At 57.7% G+C, this 17,920-nt stretch carries 15 protein-coding genes and 1 tRNA gene; 6 read left to right on the top strand and 10 right to left on the bottom strand.

Translation table 11 applies throughout. The annotated features are described in order from the left end of the window. Positions 1–7: 7 nt before the first annotated feature. The 6 genes from ACFPM8_RS07315 to ACFPM8_RS07290 all read right to left on the bottom strand — a co-directional run bounded on the left by ACFPM8_RS07315 (position 8) and on the right by ACFPM8_RS07290 (position 5,935). Positions 8–1,240, bottom strand: coding sequence for a CheR family methyltransferase (locus tag ACFPM8_RS07315; protein WP_378996541.1), 1,233 nt, complete (start codon positions 1,238–1,240; stop codon positions 8–10). After that, entirely contained in the window at positions 1,240–1,701 is a 462-nt protein-coding gene (locus ACFPM8_RS07310; RefSeq protein WP_378996539.1) for a chemotaxis protein CheW, read from the bottom strand. The genes ACFPM8_RS07315 and ACFPM8_RS07310 overlap by 1 nt, the downstream gene beginning before the upstream one ends. A gap of 125 nt (positions 1,702–1,826) precedes the next feature. Next, the gene (locus ACFPM8_RS07305) at positions 1,827–3,455 is read right to left on the bottom strand and encodes a methyl-accepting chemotaxis protein (protein ID WP_378996537.1); all 1,629 of its coding nucleotides are present in this window, start codon (positions 3,453–3,455) and stop codon (positions 1,827–1,829) included. A 365-nt stretch (positions 3,456–3,820) separates the two neighbouring features. After that, positions 3,821–4,615 carry a UDP-2,3-diacylglucosamine diphosphatase gene (locus ACFPM8_RS07300; RefSeq protein ID WP_378996535.1) on the bottom strand — a complete coding sequence of 265 codons (795 nt, stop codon included), beginning with the start codon at positions 4,613–4,615 and terminating at the stop codon, positions 3,821–3,823. 34 nt (positions 4,616–4,649) lie between these two features. Then, complete coding sequence (locus ACFPM8_RS07295) at positions 4,650–5,138, bottom strand: peptidylprolyl isomerase (RefSeq protein ID WP_378996533.1); 489 nt, start codon at positions 5,136–5,138, stop codon at positions 4,650–4,652. A gap of 206 nt (positions 5,139–5,344) precedes the next feature. After that, entirely contained in the window at positions 5,345–5,935 is a 591-nt protein-coding gene (locus ACFPM8_RS07290; RefSeq protein WP_378996531.1) for a peptidylprolyl isomerase, read from the bottom strand. A 201-nt stretch (positions 5,936–6,136) separates the two neighbouring features. Here ACFPM8_RS07290 and cysS point away from each other — a divergent pair, with 201 nt between their 5' ends. The 6 genes from cysS to ACFPM8_RS07260 all read left to right on the top strand — a co-directional run bounded on the left by cysS (position 6,137) and on the right by ACFPM8_RS07260 (position 12,572). After that, complete coding sequence (gene cysS, locus ACFPM8_RS07285; protein WP_378996530.1) at positions 6,137–7,546, top strand: cysteine--tRNA ligase; 1,410 nt, start codon at positions 6,137–6,139, stop codon at positions 7,544–7,546. A 5-nt stretch (positions 7,547–7,551) separates the two neighbouring features. Beyond that, on the top strand, positions 7,552–8,202 hold the full coding sequence (locus tag ACFPM8_RS07280) for a DNA-3-methyladenine glycosylase family protein (RefSeq protein ID WP_378996528.1): 651 nt from the start codon (positions 7,552–7,554) through the stop codon (positions 8,200–8,202). A gap of 61 nt (positions 8,203–8,263) precedes the next feature. After that, positions 8,264–9,238 carry an acetyl-CoA carboxylase carboxyltransferase subunit alpha gene (locus ACFPM8_RS07275; RefSeq protein WP_378996526.1) on the top strand — a complete coding sequence of 325 codons (975 nt, stop codon included), beginning with the start codon at positions 8,264–8,266 and terminating at the stop codon, positions 9,236–9,238. A gap of 8 nt (positions 9,239–9,246) precedes the next feature. Next, positions 9,247–10,647 carry a tRNA lysidine(34) synthetase TilS gene (gene tilS / locus ACFPM8_RS07270; RefSeq protein WP_378996524.1) on the top strand — a complete coding sequence of 467 codons (1,401 nt, stop codon included), beginning with the start codon at positions 9,247–9,249 and terminating at the stop codon, positions 10,645–10,647. 463 nt (positions 10,648–11,110) lie between these two features. After that, complete coding sequence (locus tag ACFPM8_RS07265) at positions 11,111–12,361, top strand: aspartate kinase (protein ID WP_378996522.1); 1,251 nt, start codon at positions 11,111–11,113, stop codon at positions 12,359–12,361. A gap of 117 nt (positions 12,362–12,478) precedes the next feature. Then, positions 12,479–12,572 (top strand) — tRNA-Ser (locus ACFPM8_RS07260). 350 nt (positions 12,573–12,922) lie between these two features. On the opposite strand, the gene ACFPM8_RS07255 is transcribed toward ACFPM8_RS07260, so the two are convergent. Genes ACFPM8_RS07255 through sbnB form a run of 4 tightly spaced genes read right to left on the bottom strand, consistent with a single transcriptional unit; the run spans position 12,923 to position 17,910 of the window. Further along, positions 12,923–14,350, bottom strand: coding sequence for an L-lactate permease (locus ACFPM8_RS07255; protein WP_378996520.1), 1,428 nt, complete (start codon positions 14,348–14,350; stop codon positions 12,923–12,925). A gap of 19 nt (positions 14,351–14,369) precedes the next feature. Next, entirely contained in the window at positions 14,370–15,020 is a 651-nt protein-coding gene (gene thrH / locus ACFPM8_RS07250) for a bifunctional phosphoserine phosphatase/homoserine phosphotransferase ThrH (RefSeq protein WP_378996517.1), read from the bottom strand. After that, positions 15,017–16,912 (bottom strand): FAD/NAD(P)-binding protein, encoded by a 1,896-nt coding sequence (locus ACFPM8_RS07245; RefSeq protein ID WP_378996515.1) that lies wholly within the window; start codon positions 16,910–16,912, stop codon positions 15,017–15,019. Before ACFPM8_RS07245 ends, thrH begins: the two co-directional genes overlap by 4 nt. Beyond that, entirely contained in the window at positions 16,906–17,910 is a 1,005-nt protein-coding gene (gene sbnB / locus ACFPM8_RS07240) for a 2,3-diaminopropionate biosynthesis protein SbnB (RefSeq protein WP_378996512.1), read from the bottom strand. The genes ACFPM8_RS07245 and sbnB overlap by 7 nt, the downstream gene beginning before the upstream one ends. Between the last annotated feature and the right edge of the window lie 10 nt (positions 17,911–17,920).

Genomic DNA, 17,920 nt, shown 5'->3' with positions numbered 1-17,920 from the left:
TCGCTGTTTATGGCTGATGTTGTGCGCTTGAGCGTTCGGCCCGTCGCTGCAATAACTCGGCGCCGGCAACATCGCCCTGCGCGTGCAGCAAGGCGGCCAGTTGTGCCAGCGCGCCGACGTGCGCGGGTTCCAGGTATAAGACTTTGCGATAGCATTGCGCAGCGTCTTGTTTGCGGTCGGCGGCATCGTGAATCACGCCCAGCAGATAGTAGACGGCGGCTGACCCTCCATGCTGCCGGATCAGCTGTTGGCACAGCTGCGCGGCTTGGTCCAGGCGGCCTTGATCGGCCAACGTGCGCGCCCGGTCGAGGTCGCCGTCCTGGCGCGGCGCAGCGACTACTGCCGGGGCCGCCGGCGCCGGCCGTCTCGGGCGTGACAGCGGCAGCGACGCCGGCCGGCTTGCCGGCGGCGTGCTGTCTCTATGTGCTGCAATCGGCATCGGTACGGCCGCGGTGTGCCGGCGAAACGCGAAGCTTAGCGGGATCCCGATCGGCGTCATTGGATGCTGTCGCAGCATAGCGGTCTCGGCCGGACCGACAAATAACAGGCCGTCGGCAGTTAGCCGTCGCAGCAACAGCGCAATCGCACGCTGTTGCGTGGCACGGTCGAAATAGATCAGCACATTGCGGCAAAACAGGATGTCGTAGGGCGGTTCTGCCGCCAGCAAATCGTCGGCAAACAGATTGCCGTGCATGAACCGGACTTGCTGGCGCACCGCGTCCGACAGCGCATAAGTCTGGTCCGTCGGCGCGAAGTAACGTTCGCGAAAATCCAGTTGGTCGCCGCGAAACGAATTTTTTCCATAGATCGCCTGGCGCGCGGTGGCGACGGCCTGGCGGTTGATGTCGACCGCATCGATGTGGAAGTGCGAGGCCGGCATTTGCGCATCCAGCAAGGCCATGGCGATCGAGTAGGGTTCTTCGCCGCTGGAGCAGGGCAGGCTGAGGATGCGCAACGGCCGGGCGGCATTGAACGAAGTTTGCTGCCGGACCAGTTGGGTCATTGCGGCGAACGCTTCCCGATTGCGGAAGAACCAGGTTTCCGGCACGATCATCGCCTCGATCAACTGCTGCTGCTCGCTGTCGGAGCTGTGCAAGAAATCCCAGTAGGCGTCGAGGTCGCTGCTGGCGCTGCCGGCCAGCCGTTCTTGCAAGACTCTTTCCAGCATGGCTGGTCCGACCGATCGAACATCGAGTCCCATCGAGCGTTTTAGAAAATCCTCGAATCTGGCCAGCGGCATTATTGCTCCATTCGAGGTGGGAACAGCTGTGCCCGGACCGCGTCCGGCAGCAGATCCCGGACCCGCACCGATTGAATCATGCCGCGCGGATCGTCGCATACCGGCCCCAGATAACGGGCATGATCGTGATCGAAGCCGCTGTCGCGGAACTCAGCCGGATCGCGGCGCATGGTGGCGCTGGCCTGTTCGAGTTGCAATCCGAGCAGCCGGCTATTCGGACCCGGCGCCGGGTAATGCACCAGCACCGTGCGGGTACTCAGACGGCGTTGCGCGGGATGGCCGAGCGCAAGCTGGCTGAGGTCGATCACCGGTACGTTCTGGCCGCGATAGCTGAAGATGCCGGCCACCCATGCCGGCGTTGCCGGAATCTGCTTGAGCTCGACCAGTGGCAACACCGCCGCCACTTGGCCGGTGTCCAGCGCGTAATGATCTTTGCCGATGCAGAACAGGAGAAAAAGCATGTGTGGCCTGTGGTTATGGACTGGTAATGCGTTGTAAGTGGTGGAGTCGCAACGTAACCCGTTGCGATAGCGGGATTATCGCAACGGAGCAGCAGTGAATCCGCACAACGTGCTGCGCACCTGCTTCAAGCTTGCAGCTTGAAGCGCGACACGCCATTGCGCAAGCCGTTGGCGGTCAGCGTCAGTTCGTCGATCGCCTGGCTCGACTGACGCAGCGATTCGACCGTTTGTTGCGCAGCGTCGTTCAATTGGCCGAGCGCCTGATTGATTTGCTCGGCGCCGATGGCCTGGGTCTGCACACCTTCATTGACCGCCTGGAAGCGCGGCGCCAGCGCCTGCACTTGCTGGATGATTTGCGCCAGCTGGTTGCCGACGCTTTGGACATCGGCGATGCCGCGCCGTACTTGTTCGGAGAATTTGTCCATCCCCATCACGCCGGCCGATATCGCTGACTGGATTTCCTTGACCATTTGTTCGATGTCGTAGGTGGCGATCGCGGTCTGGTCGGCCAGGCGTCGGATTTCAGTCGCCACGACCGAAAATCCACGGCCGTATTCGCCGGCCTTTTCTGCTTCGATGGCGGCGTTCAACGATAGCAGATTGGTTTGCCCGGCCACCTTGGCGATGGTGGTGACGACCTGATTGATGTTGCCGGCCTTTTCGTTCAGGATCGCGAGCTTGGCGTTGACCGAGCCGGCGGCGTCCATCACATGATGCATTGTGTCTTCCATCTGGGTCAGGCCGACTTGCCCGGTGCCGGCCAGCCTGGCGGCTTGCTCGGCGCCGGATGAAACTTCGTTCATGGTTTGCACCAGGTCGCGCGAAGTGGCAAAAATCTCGCGTGAAGTGGCGCCGATTTCGGTGGTGGTGGCGGCGGTTTCGTTGGCTGTGGCTTGCTGTTGTTTGGCAGTGGCTGCAATTTCGACCACCGAGGTGCTGACTTGCAGCGCCGATCTCTGCGCTTGCCCGGCCAGACCGCTCAATTCGTCGGTCATCCGATTCAGGCCGACTTCCAGCGCCTGGAATTCGTCGTGGCGGTCGAGATTAAGGCGCTGCGACAGGTCGCCGGAACGGAGGGTGGTCAAGGTCGCCACCAGCGTCGCCATAGGGCGTGTAATCGCCCGCAGCAGGAAATAGCCGCACAGCAGTGCGACGATTAGTGCGATCAATAGCGTCACCAGCAAGCTGGTCTGCGCGATGGTGACCGAGGCGTTGATTTTTTCCGCTGAATTTTCCGCCCGTTGCTGGTTGAATTCGCTCATTTGCCTGGTCATGCCGCGCGCCTTTTGCCACACGGGGTGGAGCTGCTCGAACAGCATGCTGCGCGCTTGCGCATTTTTTTTCGCCTCGTCCAGTTTCCATATGTTGGACAAGATTTTTATGTAGCGCAGCCGGGCTTCCTTGAAGTCGTCGAAATTGCTCCGGTCTTCGCGCAGGACGATGGTTTTCTCGTAATCGGCCAATAATTTGTCCAGCTTTTCGGTGTTCGCCTGCAAATCCGCGAGGTCCAGGTTGCGCTTGTCTTCCGTCTCGTCAATCGCCACCACCTGTTGTGTCAGCAAGTAGTTTTCATACCACGCCGCGCGAATGGCGATGCTCAAATACAGGCCGGGGATGGAGTCGACCTGGAAGCTGTTGGTTTCCTGGTCGATGGTGACCAGCTTTTGATATGCGGTAGCGGCCATGAATCCCATCAGCGCCAGGATGATGCCAAAGCTGCCCAGTATTCGTTTGCGAATAGTCCAATGCTTCACGTGCTTGCTCTCCTGTGGTTTGCCAACGACAAGCGAGTTCCGAGGTTCGGGTCGCTGGGGATAAGCTGTCAATGATGGTCTGGATCATTGTGTTGCGCTAATTGATTTCTAGCGAAATACGATAAACCAGTCGAGTCGAAAAAGGGTAAGAAAGTTCGATCGGATCGAGCGGGAGATATTTTCCGGGGCGCGGCGAACGGCGTTCGGCGCGCTTCAGGCGCTGATTCGATCAAGGTCCGGTTGTGGCGGACGGCAGGCTATCTCGCCAGGTTCGTGCGGGGGTAGCCGCAGATCGGGAGTAGCCTTGGGATGACAATCGGGTGATTGTTACGGTAAGTGAAGCAATGCTGCGGGTCGTGCCTTGCTCAATCGATCAGCTCGTTGCCATCATGCGCAAAGCGTCGAATCACGCCATGAGCGTCGATCGCAATCCAGCCGCCGCGCGGCGACTCGACGTCGTATTCCCAGTCGGACAATACATAACGGGTCCTGGTCGCGGCGCCGACGATATCCACATGTCGTGCCGGCCGATGGGTGTGACCATGGATCAAGGTGTCGCTGGCGGTGGCATCGAACAGGGCGTTGATTGCGCCCGGATTCACATCCATGATTTGATCCGATTTGTGACGCTGTTCTTCGCGGCTCTCCTTACGCACGCCGGCGATAAACGCCTTGCGCTGCGCTAGCGGCTGCGCCAGAAATTGCTGCTGAAATTGCGGTTGCCGCACTTGCGCGCGAAACGCCATGTACGCGAGGTCATCGGTGCATTGCGCATCGCCATGCGCGACCGCCAAGCGGCGGCCGCCTATGGTCAGCACCGATGGATCCGGCAACAGGCGCAGACCGGCCGCTTGCGCGAAAATGTCGCCGACCAGAAAGTCGCGATTGCCGGCGATCCAGAACACCTGCACGCCGGCATCGCTGACTCGGCGAATCGCATCGGCGACGTGACGGTTATATGGCGTCTCCAGATCGTCGTCGCCAGCCCAGTACTCGAACAAATCGCCCAGTAAATACAATTGCTGCGCCCGCAGCGCATGCGTTTGCAGGAAATCTAAAAACGCTTGCGTGGTGCGCGGGTGCGCCTCCTGAAGATGCAGGTCGGAGATGAAAAGCGCTACTGCCGGCGGCGCGGATGTGGTCGAGACTGAGGCTGTCATAAGGTGTCGGTTGTTATCGGTTGCGTGCGGTCGATTAAACCACTTCCGCTTTTTCGATAATGACAGCATCCACCGGGACGTCGGCAAACATACCGCTGCGGGTGGTTTTGACTTTCTCGATCTTGTCGACGACGTCGGTGCCTTCGGTTACTTTGCCGAACACGCAATAGCCCCAGCCGTCCTGGCCTGGATAGTCGAGGAAGCTGTTGTTTTTGACGTTGATGAAGAATTGCGCGGAAGCGGAATGCGGGTCCGAGGTGCGGGCCATCGCCAGCGTGTACGGTTCGTTCTTGAGGCCGTTCTTGGCTTCGTTCTCGACTGGTGCGTTGGTTGGCTTTTGCTTCATGCCTGGCTCAAAACCGCCGCCTTGCACCATGAAGCCAGGAATCACACGATGAAAAATCGTGCCGCTGTAGTGACCGGCGTTGACGTACGCCAGAAAGTTTTCGACTGTCTTCGGCGCTTTTTCAGCGTCCAGTTCGATCTTGATCTGACCAAGGTTGGTGGTGAGGATGACTGCCATGATGGGTCCTTTGGGAAATTAATAATAATTGCGGGACAGAGTTTGAGAGCCACCGCAGCGTGGCGAATTACTCTGTCCTCAACTGACTAGATACAACGTGCAAATCACAAGGTAAAACAATTGAGGGGCAGGATTTAAGCACGCCAAAACATGGCGAGCAACTAAATTTCCTCCATCTCAATTAATTCAGAAAAATATGCCGCCGCTTACTTCGTGACGGTAGCCGATTCAATCACAACCGGTTGCGTCGGAACATCCTGGAAGCCGGTCTTTACTTTCTTGATTTTGTCGACCACTTCGCTGCCTTTGATGACCTGGCCGAATACCGCGTAACCCCAGCCGTCCCGACCCGGATAGTTGAGGAATTCATTGTCTACGGTGTTGATGAAAAACTGCGCACTGGCCGATTGCGGATCGGCGGTGCGTGCCATGGCGACGCTGTAGATGCTGTTTTTGAGGCCGTTTTTGGCTTCGTTCTCGACTTTGTTAGGCGCCGGCTTTTCATGCATCTCCTTGTCATAGCCGCCACCCTGGATCATGAAGTTTTCGATCACGCGATGGAAGATGGTGCCGTTGTAATGGCCGCTCTTGACGTAGTTAAGAAAATTCTTAACTGTTTTCGGTGCTTTTTCCGGATTCAGTTCAAGCACGATATCGCCCATGTTGGTCTTCAGTAAAACGTGCGGCTTGTCGGCCGCATTGGCCATCGCGGGGCTACTGGACAAAGACGCTGCTGCCAGGACAGAAGCAAGTACGGCAACAAATTTGCGGCGCGTTAAAGAATGTGTACGATGCATAAAAATTCCTTGAAGTAAGTGGTGCGAATTCGCTTTTGAGCAGTGATATACTTCGGCGAAAAGCAGCATTTTATCAAAATAAGCATTGCAAAAGAGTTTTGGCGACCTTGTTGCATTGACCTCGCGTACTAATAGTAAAGAGCGTGCGTTGATGGTCAGGACAGCGTGCAATAACTTCTGTGCCTTAACCAGTAACTTCCCATGAGCGACCTAAAAATATACAACACGCTGGCGCGTGAGAAGCAGCCGTTTTCTCCGATCGAGCCGGGCAAGGTCCGCATGTACGTGTGCGGCATGACGGTTTACGACTATTGCCATCTGGGTCACGGGCGCGTGATGGTGGTGTTCGACATGGTGCAGCGCTGGTTGCGGCAGTCGGGTTTCGAGGTCACCTACGTGCGCAATATCACCGATATCGACGACAAAATCATCAAGCGCGCGGTGGAGAATGGCGAAACGATTTCGCAGTTGACGACACGTTTCATTCAGGCGATGGATGAGGATGCAGCCGCGCTCGGCGTGCAAAAACCGGATCTTGAGCCGCGCGCTACCGCCTTTGTGCCGCAAATGCTGGGATTGATCGACAAGCTTGAGCGCAATGGCCTGGCGTATCAGGCCAGCGACGGCGACGTCAATTATTCGGTGCGGGATTTTGCCGGTTACGGCAAGCTGTCCGGCAAATCGCTCGATGACTTGCGCGCCGGCGAACGGGTTGACGTCAATCTGGGCAAGCGCGATCCGCTCGATTTCGTGTTGTGGAAGGCGTCGAAACAGGCCGAGCCGGACGAAGTCAAATGGGACTCGCGCTGGGGCCAGGGCAGGCCCGGCTGGCATATCGAATGTTCGGCGATGGCAGAGCATTTGCTAGGCGAGCAATTTGATATTCACGGCGGCGGCCAGGATTTGCAGTTTCCGCATCATGAAAATGAAATCGCGCAGTCGGAAGGCGCGCATGGTCATCAGTTCGTCAACTACTGGATGCACAATGGCTTCATTCGCATCGACAATGAAAAGATGTCGAAATCGCTCGGCAACTTCTTCACGATTCGCGACGTATTGAAAAACTACGACCCGGAAGTGGTGCGCTTCTTTATCCTGCGAGCCCATTACCGCAGTCAGTTGAATTATGCGGATGCGCACCTGGACGACGCCAAGCATGCGTTGACCCGCTTGTACACGGCGCTGAAAGAGGTAGCTGCGGACGGTTTGGCGCTGGATTGGAGCGAGACGCATGCGGCGCGCTTTGCCGAAGCGATGAATGACGATTTCAATACGCCGATAGCGATATCAGCGCTGTTCGACCTGGCCAATGAAGTGAATAAAACCAAATCGCCGATACTGGCGCGGCAGTTGCTGGGCTTGGCCGGGGTAATCGGTTTACTGGGACGGCATCCAGAGGATTTCCTGAAGGGGCGCGTGGCAGGCGGTGATGACGGTGTTGCGCAAGCCGGTCTGTCCGAGCAAGACATTCAACTCAAAATCGCGGCTCGCCTGGCGGCCAAAAATGCCAAAGACTTTTCTGCCGCAGACAAGATCCGCGCCGAGTTGCTGGCGGATGGCGTCCTGCTGGAAGACAAGCCGGGTGGTCAAACTGAATGGCGAAGGGCGTAAATCGTATGCAAAAAGCGATTGATGTCGATACCAGGCTTTCCGTGCCCGCATATTGGGAGGATGCCAAGGTGGAACTCATGAAGCGCGACCGCATCATGCGCAAATTGATCCCACAATTTGGCGACTTGCACCTGATCGGTCGTGGCGAGGCGTTTACAACGCTGGCGCGTTCTGTTGTTGGTCAGCAAATTTCTGTCAAGGCGGCTGAATCCGTATGGCAAAAATTCTTGCTGGTCTGTCCCAAATGCACCCCCGCGCAAGTGCTGAAAGCCGGCAACGAGCAATTGGCCTCATGTGGTTTGTCCAAGCGCAAGGCCGAGTATATTATCGATCTGGCCGAACACTTCAAGGCGAAAAGGGTGCACGCCGATCAGTGGAGTGAGATGGAAGATGAGGAAGTTATCGCGGATTTGACGCAAATTCGCGGTATCGGGCGCTGGACAGCCGAGATGTTTTTGATATTTAATTTGCTCCGGCCGAATATCCTGCCTTTGGACGACCTCGGGTTGCTCAAAGGAATTAGCGTTAATTATTTTTCAGGCGAACCGGTATCGCGCAGCGATGCCCGTGAGGTATCCGCCAATTGGGAGCCATGGCGCACCGTAGCGACCTGGTATTTGTGGCGCAGTCTGGACCCGGTGCCGCTAGAATATTGAGCCATCGCTGAGTAATATTGATATCTCACGTAGCGATGGCGGCTTAAATCAAAGGAACACAATGAGCAAAACTACATTTCTCGGCTTCGAACAGCCGATTGCCGAGCTGGACGCCAAAATCGACGAACTGCGTTTCGTGCAGGACGATTCGGCAGTCGACATCTCGGAAGAAATCGACCGCTTATCGAAAAAAAGCCAGCAGTTGACCAAGGATATCTACGCAAAATTGACGCCTTGGCAGGTTGCGCAAATTGCGCGCCATCCACAACGGCCGTACACGATGGATTACGTGAATGAAATCTTCACCGATTTCCATGAGTTGCACGGCGATCGCACTTATGCCGACGACCAGTCGATCGTCGGCGGTCTGGCGCGCTTTAATGGCCAGGCATGCATGGTGATCGGTCATCAAAAGGGACGCGACACCAAAGAACGCGCAATGCGTAATTTCGGCATGCCGAAGCCGGAGGGCTATCGCAAGGCGCTGCGCCTGATGAAAGTCGCGGAAAAATTCGGCTTGCCGATCTTTACCTTTGTCGATACGCCAGGCGCATTTCCGGGGATCGATGCGGAAGAGCGCGGGCAATCGGAAGCGATCGGCCACAATCTGTACGCGATGGCGGAACTGAAAGTGCCGCTGATTGCCACCATCATCGGTGAAGGCGGCTCCGGCGGCGCGCTGGCAATTGCGGTCGGCGATGCGGTGCTGATGTTGCAATATGCGACTTACTCGGTGATTTCGCCGGAAGGTTGCGCCTCTATCCTGTGGAAAACCGCCGAGCGCGCGGCCGACGCTGCCGATGCTTTGGGCTTGACCGCACATCGCTTGAAGGCAGTGGGCCTGATCGACAAGATCGTCAGCGAGCCGTTGGGCGGCGCGCATCGCGATCCAAAACAGATGGCGTCGCTGCTGAAGCGCGCGCTGGCCGATACGCTGCGTCAATTCCAGGGCGTCAAGACCAAGGATCTGATGGCCGCGCGTCATGAAAAACTGATGAGTTACGGTAAGTTCAAGGAAGTTCTGGCGTCAGAATAAGCCTCTCAATGCAACAAACCACAAGTACCTTCGAACACTTCGAAAGCGCGCTGGCAAGTATTGCAGCGCAAGTTTTTCCAGTCTCATCCGAGTCCGCTTCAGGCGAGTCGCCGCAGCTGGCAATTGCTTACAGCGGCGGACTGGATTCTTCCGTGCTGTTGCATCTGGCGGCACGCTATGCAGCCACGCATGGCATCAAATTATTTGCATTTCATATCCATCACGGCATTAGTCCCAATGCCGATCAATGGCACGCGCATTGCAGCGATGCATGCGCCAAGCTCGGCGTGGAATTCGATGCGCGGCGGATTCAATTAGGCAATACCGACAAAAGCGGTGTCGAAGAAGCAGCCCGTATCAGTCGCTATGCGGCGCTGGGCGAGTTATGCCGGCTGCATCGGGTGCCGCTGCTGTTGACCGCACATCATCTGGACGACCAGGCCGAGACGGTACTGTTGCAGCTGTTGCGCGGCTCAGGCGTTGCCGGTTTGTCCGGAATGGATAGTTTGAATGCGGCCCCAGATCTGCTTGGGGATGCGGCGCTGCTGATGGCGCGACCGTTGCTGAAGCTGTCGCGCGCGGCACTGGAAGAGGTCTGCGGCAGTCAGCATATCGCCTATATCGAAGACGAATCGAACCACGATCAACGTTATGCCCGCAACGCCTTGCGGCATCAGGTGATGCCGGTGCTGGCGCAATATTTTTCCGGTTTCCAGGAGCGTTTTTCGCGCACTGCCGGGCATATGCAATCGGGGCAAAAACTCCTGATCGAACTGGCTGCGCAAGACATGGCTGTTTGCGCCGATGGCGAATGCATAGACCTGGATCGCTTACGGCTGTTGAGTGCGGATCGTATCGATAATTTGCTGCGTTACTGGTTTGGACTGCACCGTTTGCGCATGCCTTCCAGTGCCTGGCTGAGCGAGATGCGGCAGCAGCTGCTGGAGGCGAAAGCCGATGCGCAGCTGTGCGTGACGCATCCGGATTGCCATATTCGACGCCATCGGAATCGGGTGTTCCTGACACCGCGCGACGATGCCGACCGATCCGAGATGGAGCCGCAGATTTTCCGCTGGAGCGGTGAAAGCGAGATGCATTTCCCTGCATACGGCGGCGTTATGCATTTCGACGTGGCGGAGCAGGGCATTGCTGCGGACTGGCTGCGTGAGCAGCCATTGCAACTGCAATATCGTCGCGGCGGCGAACGCATGAAACTGGCGCTTAACCGCCCGACCAAAAGCTTGAAATATCACTATCAGGCATGTGATGTGCCGGCCTGGGAGCGCGAGCGTTTGCCGCTGGTGAGCAGCGCCAAGCAGTTGCTGTTCGCAGCCGGTATCGGCATGGATTGTCATCATCTGGCGCCGACGCCGGGGGCGCATATTGTCTTCCGCTGGCAGGCTAATTAAATTCCATTGCGGGACAGAGTTTAAGAGCCACCGCAGCGTGGCGAATTACTCTGTCCCCAACTGATCAGATAAGACGTATAAATTGCAATGAAAAGCGGCCGCGGGAAAGAATTTTAAAGCCACCGCAGCGCGACAGAATTACTCTGTCCTCAACAAGCTGACTAATTGCGGGGCAGAGTTTAAGAGTCGCCGTAGCGCAGCGAATTACTCTGTCCTCAACAAGCTGACCAATTGCGGGACAGAGTTTAAGAGCTGCCGTAGCGCAGCGAATTACTCTGTCCTCAACTAATTAGATGGCGTCTAAATTGCAATGAAAAACAAAAACGGAACAAAGCTTAAAAGACTGCAAAGCGCAGTTGGTTTTGATTTGTTTCGGCCTCTTGTCACGACGCGCCTTAACGAGTAGAGTACAGGGCTGCTTTTATTTTTCTTGCATCATTTTTGAGCCCACTTTCCACTCCATATGGCTTTAATTGTCCACAAATACGGCGGCACTTCGATGGGCTCGACCGAGCGCATCAAGAATGTTGCCAAGCGCGTCGCCAAATGGCATGACGCCGGCCACCAAATCGTCGTGGTGCCTTCCGCGATGTCCGGTGAAACCAATCGCCTGCTGGGTCTGGCTAAAGAAATTAGCGAGCAACCCGACCCGCGTGAACTCGACATGCTGGCTTCTACCGGCGAGCAGGCTTCGGTGGCATTGCTGGCAATGGCATTGCAGGCAATCGGCAAGCAGGCGGTTTCCTATGCCGGCTGGCAGGTTCCGATCAAAACCGATTCCTCCTACACCAAGGCACGCATCCGTTCGATTGACGACGCCAAGGTGCGGCGCGATCTGGACGCTGGCAAGGTGGTCATCATCACCGGTTTCCAAGGCGTGAATGACGATGGCGATATCACGACCCTGGGTCGTGGCGGCTCGGATACCTCGGCGGTAGCGGTTGCGGCCGCACTGAAAGCCGCAGAATGCCTGATTTACACCGATGTCGACGGCGTCTACACCACCGATCCACGGGTCGTGTCGGAAGCTCGCCGCTTGAAGACGGTCACATTTGAAGAAATGCTGGAGATGGCATCGCTGGGCTCCAAAGTGCTGCAAATTCGCTCGGTCGAATTCGCCGGCAACTACAAGATGCCAACGCGGGTGTTGTCATCGTTGACCGACCCGTTAATGCCATTGGAAGAAGAGTCCGTTTCGGGCACCCTGATTTCGTTTGAGGAAGATACCAAGATGGAACAAGCCACCATTACCGGCATCGCGTTCAATCGCGATGAGACGAAAATTACCGTACTCGGCGTGCCCGATCGTCCCGGTATTGCCTACCAAATTCTCGGCGCAGTTGCTGATGCCAACATCGAAGTCGACATGATCATCCAGAATCAGTCGGTCGACGGCAAAACCGACTTCACCTTCACCGTTCCGCGCGGCGAGTATACCAAGGCGATGGATGTGTTGAACGACAAGGTCAAGGCGAACATCGGTGCGGCCAGCATCACCGGCGACGCCAAGGTGTCGAAGGTATCGGTGGTCGGCGTCGGCATGCGTAGCCACGTTGGCATCGCGTCGCAAATGTTCCGCACCTTGTCGGAAGAGGGCATCAATATTCAAATGATCTCGACCTCCGAAATCAAGATCTCGGTACTGATCGACGAGAAGTATATGGAACTGGCAGTACGTGCTTTGCACAAGGCTTTTGGCCTGGAAAACGCCTGATTTAAAATTTTTTTAAAAAATTTTGGTCAGAATGGCTTAGGTTTATTGACCAAATCCGTATGAGAAGTTATTATTCGTGACCTTGCTGCAGCACAGTTGTAAAGCTGCAATAAGTGTGGAGACGTGGCCGAGTGGTCGAAGGCACTTCCCTGCTAAGGAAGCATATGGGCTTAAACCTGTATCGTGGGTTCGACTCCCACCGTCTCCGCCAAGAACATGTTCCAAGTAATCTTGGAACTTACAAGAACCCGCTTATAGCCTAGTGCTGAAGCGGGTTTTTTGTTTGTGGCGCGCCAATCCTGTGAGCTTGGATGGTGGCGCGAAGTCTGGTCGATACCATAAGCGGCTGTATGGCGATTCGCAAGCGATTGTGGTGACGAGAGTTTCTGGCGGGGCGCCAGGATGCATGGACGAAACTCTGCGACTACTGTTCGCTTCGTGATCAAACTAATTGGGTCGCGGCATGAAACCGATCGCTCTTGCCAGGCGAGTTAAACCCGACAAGAGCAGCATGCGATGCCGACATGGCCGGCACCCTTGTTGGCAAGGCTCAGACCGATTTTAATGAGCAAGATAGCTAGCCAGAGCCATACCCATAAGGCCTACCGCAACCGAGTTAAGTACCGCCAGAAGACAACCGAAGCGCACCAGTTCCTGCTCTTCCTGCCGTTCCGCCTTGGCCAGTCCCAGGATGATGGCGACGATGGGGAGCGATCCGAGTGCCGCATGACCGGCTGCGCTATTCTGAACCGCCGCCAGCACGTCCAGCGCGTGCGCGGGAAGCGTGAGGTGCGCAATGGACGGCATGACGATCGCGTTGCCGCCGACGTTGGAGCCGGTCAGATAACCTGCTATCCCGCCGAAAGCGGCGATCAACGGCGCCAGTGCGGTTGGCGCTAAAGTGCTCAACAGCTCTTTGGCGTGATCCAGGAAGCCTGCTTTGACCAAGGTTTGCGACATCAGCAGGAAAAACATGATGGTCAACAGCGGTCGTTTGGCGCGCATCAGGAATTTCGACATCACTTGATCCGAGTTGGCGTAGACCAGCAGGATCGCATCCACGATCAACAGGGCGATGCCTGGCGAGGCAAACGGTTTCCAGCTCACTTCGACGCCTTTGACGATGAATGCGGTATCGAGACCGGTCATCGCATTGATCGTCTTGAGGCCGATGATGATGGTTAGCAGGGCCGCGTACGGCCAGGCCGCTTTGGGCCAGGCGATCGAGGTCTGCGAACTGAGCTTGGCGGCGAGCAGGCCGAAGACGGCGATGCTGGCGGCTGCGCCGACACCGGCAATTTCCGGCCCGACATAGTGGTTGAACAGGTACAGGATCAGCACAAACAAGGCTGCAAACGCCAGCCCGAATCCGAACGCCAGGATGTTGCGTTGGCCGCTGACCCACAGGGCGATCAATACCATCATGGCAAACACGGGGGCGCTGGTGAAGGCGGACATCGAGCCCAGGGCAGAGGGATCCAGATGCGCCAGCGTGGCGCCGACGACGGTAGCCAGGCCCAGGGTGCCCCAAGGCATGATTGCCATGCCCGTCATGGCGACCTTCAGCGCCACACGTCTTTCCAGCAGTGCAAATAGCAACGGCACCGTGGCGATCAGGGATACGCCAAAGCCGGTCATCGCTTCCAGTAGCGGGGCCAGCCCCAGCACCACAAAGACAATCCGCGCCGATGGTCCCCATCCCAGTCCTTTGACCCAATCCGACAGCGCCTGGTTGACGCCTATGCGTTCGATCAAAACGACGAACAGCAAGCCCGGTGCAATCACAAAAGCGGTGCTGGCAAACAGCACGGCAGTATCGGCGGCAATGGCGCTGCCGATCAGGGCCGTCACCGGTACCGTCATGCCGCTCAACCACAGCACGACGGCCAATATCGCGCCGCCGATGGCGGCCTCTATCGGCGGCCGGCGAAAGAACATGATCATCGAGATGACCAAGGCGATGGGCGACATGTTTAACAATGCGAACATAAATATTTACCCTATGGTGTCAGGCAACAGCGTTGGCCCGTACTTGCAACAGTGCTTGCGTGGAGTGGCGTGCAGCGAAAGCGTCGATCGCTTCGAATAGCTCGGTGTGTGAGTGGCAGCGGCGCCGCTCCGGATGCTGGCTGGTCACGCGATCCGGGGCATGGATAAAAAAGCCGGCGTCGGCAGCTTGCAGCATGCCCAGGTCGTTGTAGCTATCGCCTGCCGCCACCACTAGAAAACCCTGTTGTTTGAAAGCATTGACCACCTTGGGTTTCTGGTCGCGCAGGCGCGCTTGCCATTCGACGATCCAGCCTTCGTCGGAGACTTGCAAATGATGGCAAAAAATGGTCGGGTAGCCGAGCTTGGGCGACAGCGGCATCAGGAATTCGTAGAACGAGTCGGACACCAGCGACACCTGGAAGCGCTGCCGCAGCGAGGCCAGGAATTCGGCCGCGCCGGGCAGCGGCGACTGCGCATTGATGATAGGCAGCAGGTCGCGATAACGAATGCCGTGGTGTCGCAAAATGGCAATCCGGTCCCGCATCAGCGCATCGAAGTCCGGTTCATCGCGAGTAGTGCGCTTCAGGTCGCTGATCCCGGTGGCCTCGGCAATGCATAGCCATAGCTCGGGCAGCAGGACGCCTTCGACATCCAGGCAAATCATCATCATGGCGTTGCTCCTTGGGTCGGGTGCTGGTGGGCGGCTTGCAGGCAGGACAGGGCGGCGCGATGGGCATCGGCGAAGGCGCGCGAGAATGCGCCTGCCGACGGCACATAGTGGTTGTAGTAGGTGGCTCCTTCGATCATCGGCCCGAATAACCACAGCGATTGGATCGCCTGGCCCGAGGCGTCGTATGGATGGTGATCCGGATCGACGTCGACCGCATCCAGGCCGGGCGATGCCACAGTAGCCCTGAGTAAGCCGGCGCGATGGAGATCCCTGATCACCGGCGAGTTGCTGCTGATCAGGCCATCGGTGACGGCACGCGCTTCGATGATCCAGTCCAGAGTCAGGGTGGTGCGTTCGGATTGGCCGATTTCGAGCAGGTGGTGCTCATTTTCGGGATCAAAGCGCAGCGATGATTTGACGCCTGCTGCGATGGTCACGATGCCGGCATCGATCAGCGCCAGCAAGTCCTGGTGCCGTTCTTTTTGCGGGCCTGCCACGGTGCGATTGACCAGTCCTGCATAGGTGCTGAAAAAACGACGATGCGAGTCGGTTGTCAAACCATGAAAATCGACCACGCTGCGCAAGGCATCGCGCAGGTCGCGCCAGACTTCGAGCGCGGCCTTGAGCGGCGAAGCATGCAGCCCGCGCAGACCTTGCTCCAGGTCCGCTTCGATGTAGCGGCGGACCCAGGCCGCGTAGTCGCGGTCTTGCAAGCCATCCGGCAGCTTGTGCAGCAAGTGCTGGCGGGGATCGAATGCTTCCGTATCGTCCGCGTCCAGATGGTCGAGTATGGCGAGCAGCGAAGCCAGGTCGATCTGCGCCGCTTGCCGTAATTCGGCATACAGCACCTGGCGCGCGTGCGTGTGCCGCTGCGCCATTTTGGTCAGGTGATAAACCGCGCGCATTTCCGCCAGCATCAACGGCAGTACGTCTTGATCGAAGTCCAGCCGCTGGTCGGGACGGTCGGCGCGCAACTGCGCGATGCGTGCCGGGGTCATCAGCAGCGCCTGATGTTTGGCGCGTCCGGCGGCGGTTTCCGGGCGCACGCGGAACGGCAGACCGCAACGCGAAAATAAGGTGATGCGCGGTTCTTGGCCGCTGGCGATATAACGTACCTGGCCGCCGTTGCGTTCGAAGCGGCCGCCGCGCCCAGCGGACAAAGCCGCGAGCGCATCCATCGCGACCAAGCCGAAGCCCTCCAAGCCTACGCGCGCTCCCGGCGGGATGTCGATAAAGCTTTCCGGCATCGGATAGACATTGCGTATGGTGCGTTTTGAGCTGGCTTGCGCGTGCTGTGTAGGCTGCGGATCGGAATGGCCGATCGCGATGAACAGGCGATCCACCCTGGCTTGAATCCCCGACTCTCCTTCCAGCAGATAGCTGTCTTGATCGACGCCCTTGACCACGCGCGTCGCACGTTCGTTGTAGAGATGGATGCTGACATGTTCGGGCTTATCGTCCATTAACGCGTCAAACACATGGGTCAGATATTCGCCGAGCAGCCGCCGCGGCAGGAAGTCGGTGGCCTGGACCGGGCGTCCGCCGTCGACGGTCACTTGACCGTTGTCGTCGACATGGATGCCGGCCTTATGGCACCAGGCGAGAAAGTCCGGTCCCTGACGCCCGTCGCGCGGGTCTTTGCTGGCCAGGGCAGGGCCGTCGGGATACATGCCGAGTTGACTGGCGATGGTATTGAGCAGCAAATAATCCGGCTGATCGACGCCGTGCAAGCCGACCCCGGGTTGATTAGGTTCGAACACCGTGATCGCAAGCGTCCGGCTGGGATCGCGCTCGGCCACTTTCAGCAGACGTTCCAGTATCACCAAGCCATGCGGCCCCAGTCCGATGATTCCAACTCGCAGCGCCGGCTGCAATGCACTGCTGCTTACCATCGCGTGGTTTCTCCAAAAAAGTTGGGAACCGCAACCGCCGTGCCTTGCGCTATGGCTTTGTCGTAGAGCGTCTTGCCCAGCGCCAGGTCGAGCATGCCCATCCCGAACGGGGAAAAAATCAATGGTTTGCTGCGGTCGAGTTCTATCTCGCCCTGAATTAATTGCGCCAGCGTGCCGGTGACGAACTGGCGATGGCCGAATTTCAGTTCCGCCAGATGCGGAGAGGTGTTGGCTTTCATGCAGTGGTCGACATCATCGAAAATATTTTTTGCAGATTCGATCAGGTCCGGGCCGATATCGCGCAGGGAAATATTGAGAATCACCTGACCTGGACGGAATGCGCCCGGTTCGCTGACATAGGGCGTCCCGGCGTTGGTGGCGAACACCACCACTTGGCTGGACAACGCGGCATCGAGCGCCACCGTGCTGGCTTTCAACTGATGGCGGTCGCGGGCATGGTTCATCAGCGCGCTCGCCGAGGCAGGATGCGTGTCGTGCACCAACACTTCGCCGATTTGCCAGCCGTCGGTGACAAATGTATCGAGAATGGTGCGTGCAATCACCCCGGCGCCGATGATGGACAGCTGCTTGACCGAACGCGTGTTGTGATTGAGCCAGTAGGCGCCAAGCACGGCGGACGCCGCGGTGCGGGCGGCGCTGATCAGCGCGCACTCCAGCAGCGCGAACGGATAGCCGGTCTGATGGTCGTTCAGCACCAGCACCGCAGAGGCGCGCGGAATGCCTTGTTCTATATTCTTCGGGAAGCTGGCGATCCATTTGATGCCAGACACATTGACGTCGGCGTTGATGGTGGCCGGCAGCGCGATGATGCGGTTGGCCGGATTGTCCGGGTAGCGCAAGAAGTAACTGTCGGGGTTGACTGTGGCGCCTTGGTGATGGGCCAGGTAGGCGTTTTGCACGCTGGCGATAACGGATGCGGCATTTTCATCGAGCAGGGTTTTGATGACGTGACCGGGTATGACATGGAAATCGAACATAGGCTTATTT

The sequence above is a fragment of the Paraherbaspirillum soli genome (assembly GCF_042654985.1).
Classification (GTDB): Bacteria; Pseudomonadota; Gammaproteobacteria; order Burkholderiales; family Burkholderiaceae_D; genus Paraherbaspirillum; species Paraherbaspirillum soli.
This window is presented reverse-complemented; position numbering and strand designations above follow the sequence as displayed.

What these genes read in the sequence shown, in the direction of transcription:
- sbnB (WP_378996512.1), bottom strand. Translation starts at nt 17,910, where the DNA reads ATGTTCGATTTCCATGTCATACCCGGTCACGTCATCAAAACCCTGCTC.
- tilS (WP_378996524.1), top strand. Translation starts at nt 9,247, where the DNA reads ATGCAACAAACCACAAGTACCTTCGAACACTTCGAAAGCGCGCTGGCA.
- ACFPM8_RS07300 (WP_378996535.1), bottom strand. Translation starts at nt 4,615, where the DNA reads ATGACAGCCTCAGTCTCGACCACATCCGCGCCGCCGGCAGTAGCGCTT.
- ACFPM8_RS07315 (WP_378996541.1), bottom strand. Translation starts at nt 1,240, where the DNA reads ATGCCGCTGGCCAGATTCGAGGATTTTCTAAAACGCTCGATGGGACTC.
- ACFPM8_RS07265 (WP_378996522.1), top strand. Translation starts at nt 11,111, where the DNA reads ATGGCTTTAATTGTCCACAAATACGGCGGCACTTCGATGGGCTCGACC.
- ACFPM8_RS07290 (WP_378996531.1), bottom strand. Translation starts at nt 5,935, where the DNA reads ATGCATCGTACACATTCTTTAACGCGCCGCAAATTTGTTGCCGTACTT.
- ACFPM8_RS07255 (WP_378996520.1), bottom strand. Translation starts at nt 14,350, where the DNA reads ATGTTCGCATTGTTAAACATGTCGCCCATCGCCTTGGTCATCTCGATG.
- ACFPM8_RS07245 (WP_378996515.1), bottom strand. Translation starts at nt 16,912, where the DNA reads ATGGTAAGCAGCAGTGCATTGCAGCCGGCGCTGCGAGTTGGAATCATC.
- ACFPM8_RS07310 (WP_378996539.1), bottom strand. Translation starts at nt 1,701, where the DNA reads ATGCTTTTTCTCCTGTTCTGCATCGGCAAAGATCATTACGCGCTGGAC.
- cysS (WP_378996530.1), top strand. Translation starts at nt 6,137, where the DNA reads ATGAGCGACCTAAAAATATACAACACGCTGGCGCGTGAGAAGCAGCCG.
- ACFPM8_RS07280 (WP_378996528.1), top strand. Translation starts at nt 7,552, where the DNA reads ATGCAAAAAGCGATTGATGTCGATACCAGGCTTTCCGTGCCCGCATAT.
- ACFPM8_RS07275 (WP_378996526.1), top strand. Translation starts at nt 8,264, where the DNA reads ATGAGCAAAACTACATTTCTCGGCTTCGAACAGCCGATTGCCGAGCTG.
- ACFPM8_RS07295 (WP_378996533.1), bottom strand. Translation starts at nt 5,138, where the DNA reads ATGGCAGTCATCCTCACCACCAACCTTGGTCAGATCAAGATCGAACTG.
- thrH (WP_378996517.1), bottom strand. Translation starts at nt 15,020, where the DNA reads ATGATGATGATTTGCCTGGATGTCGAAGGCGTCCTGCTGCCCGAGCTA.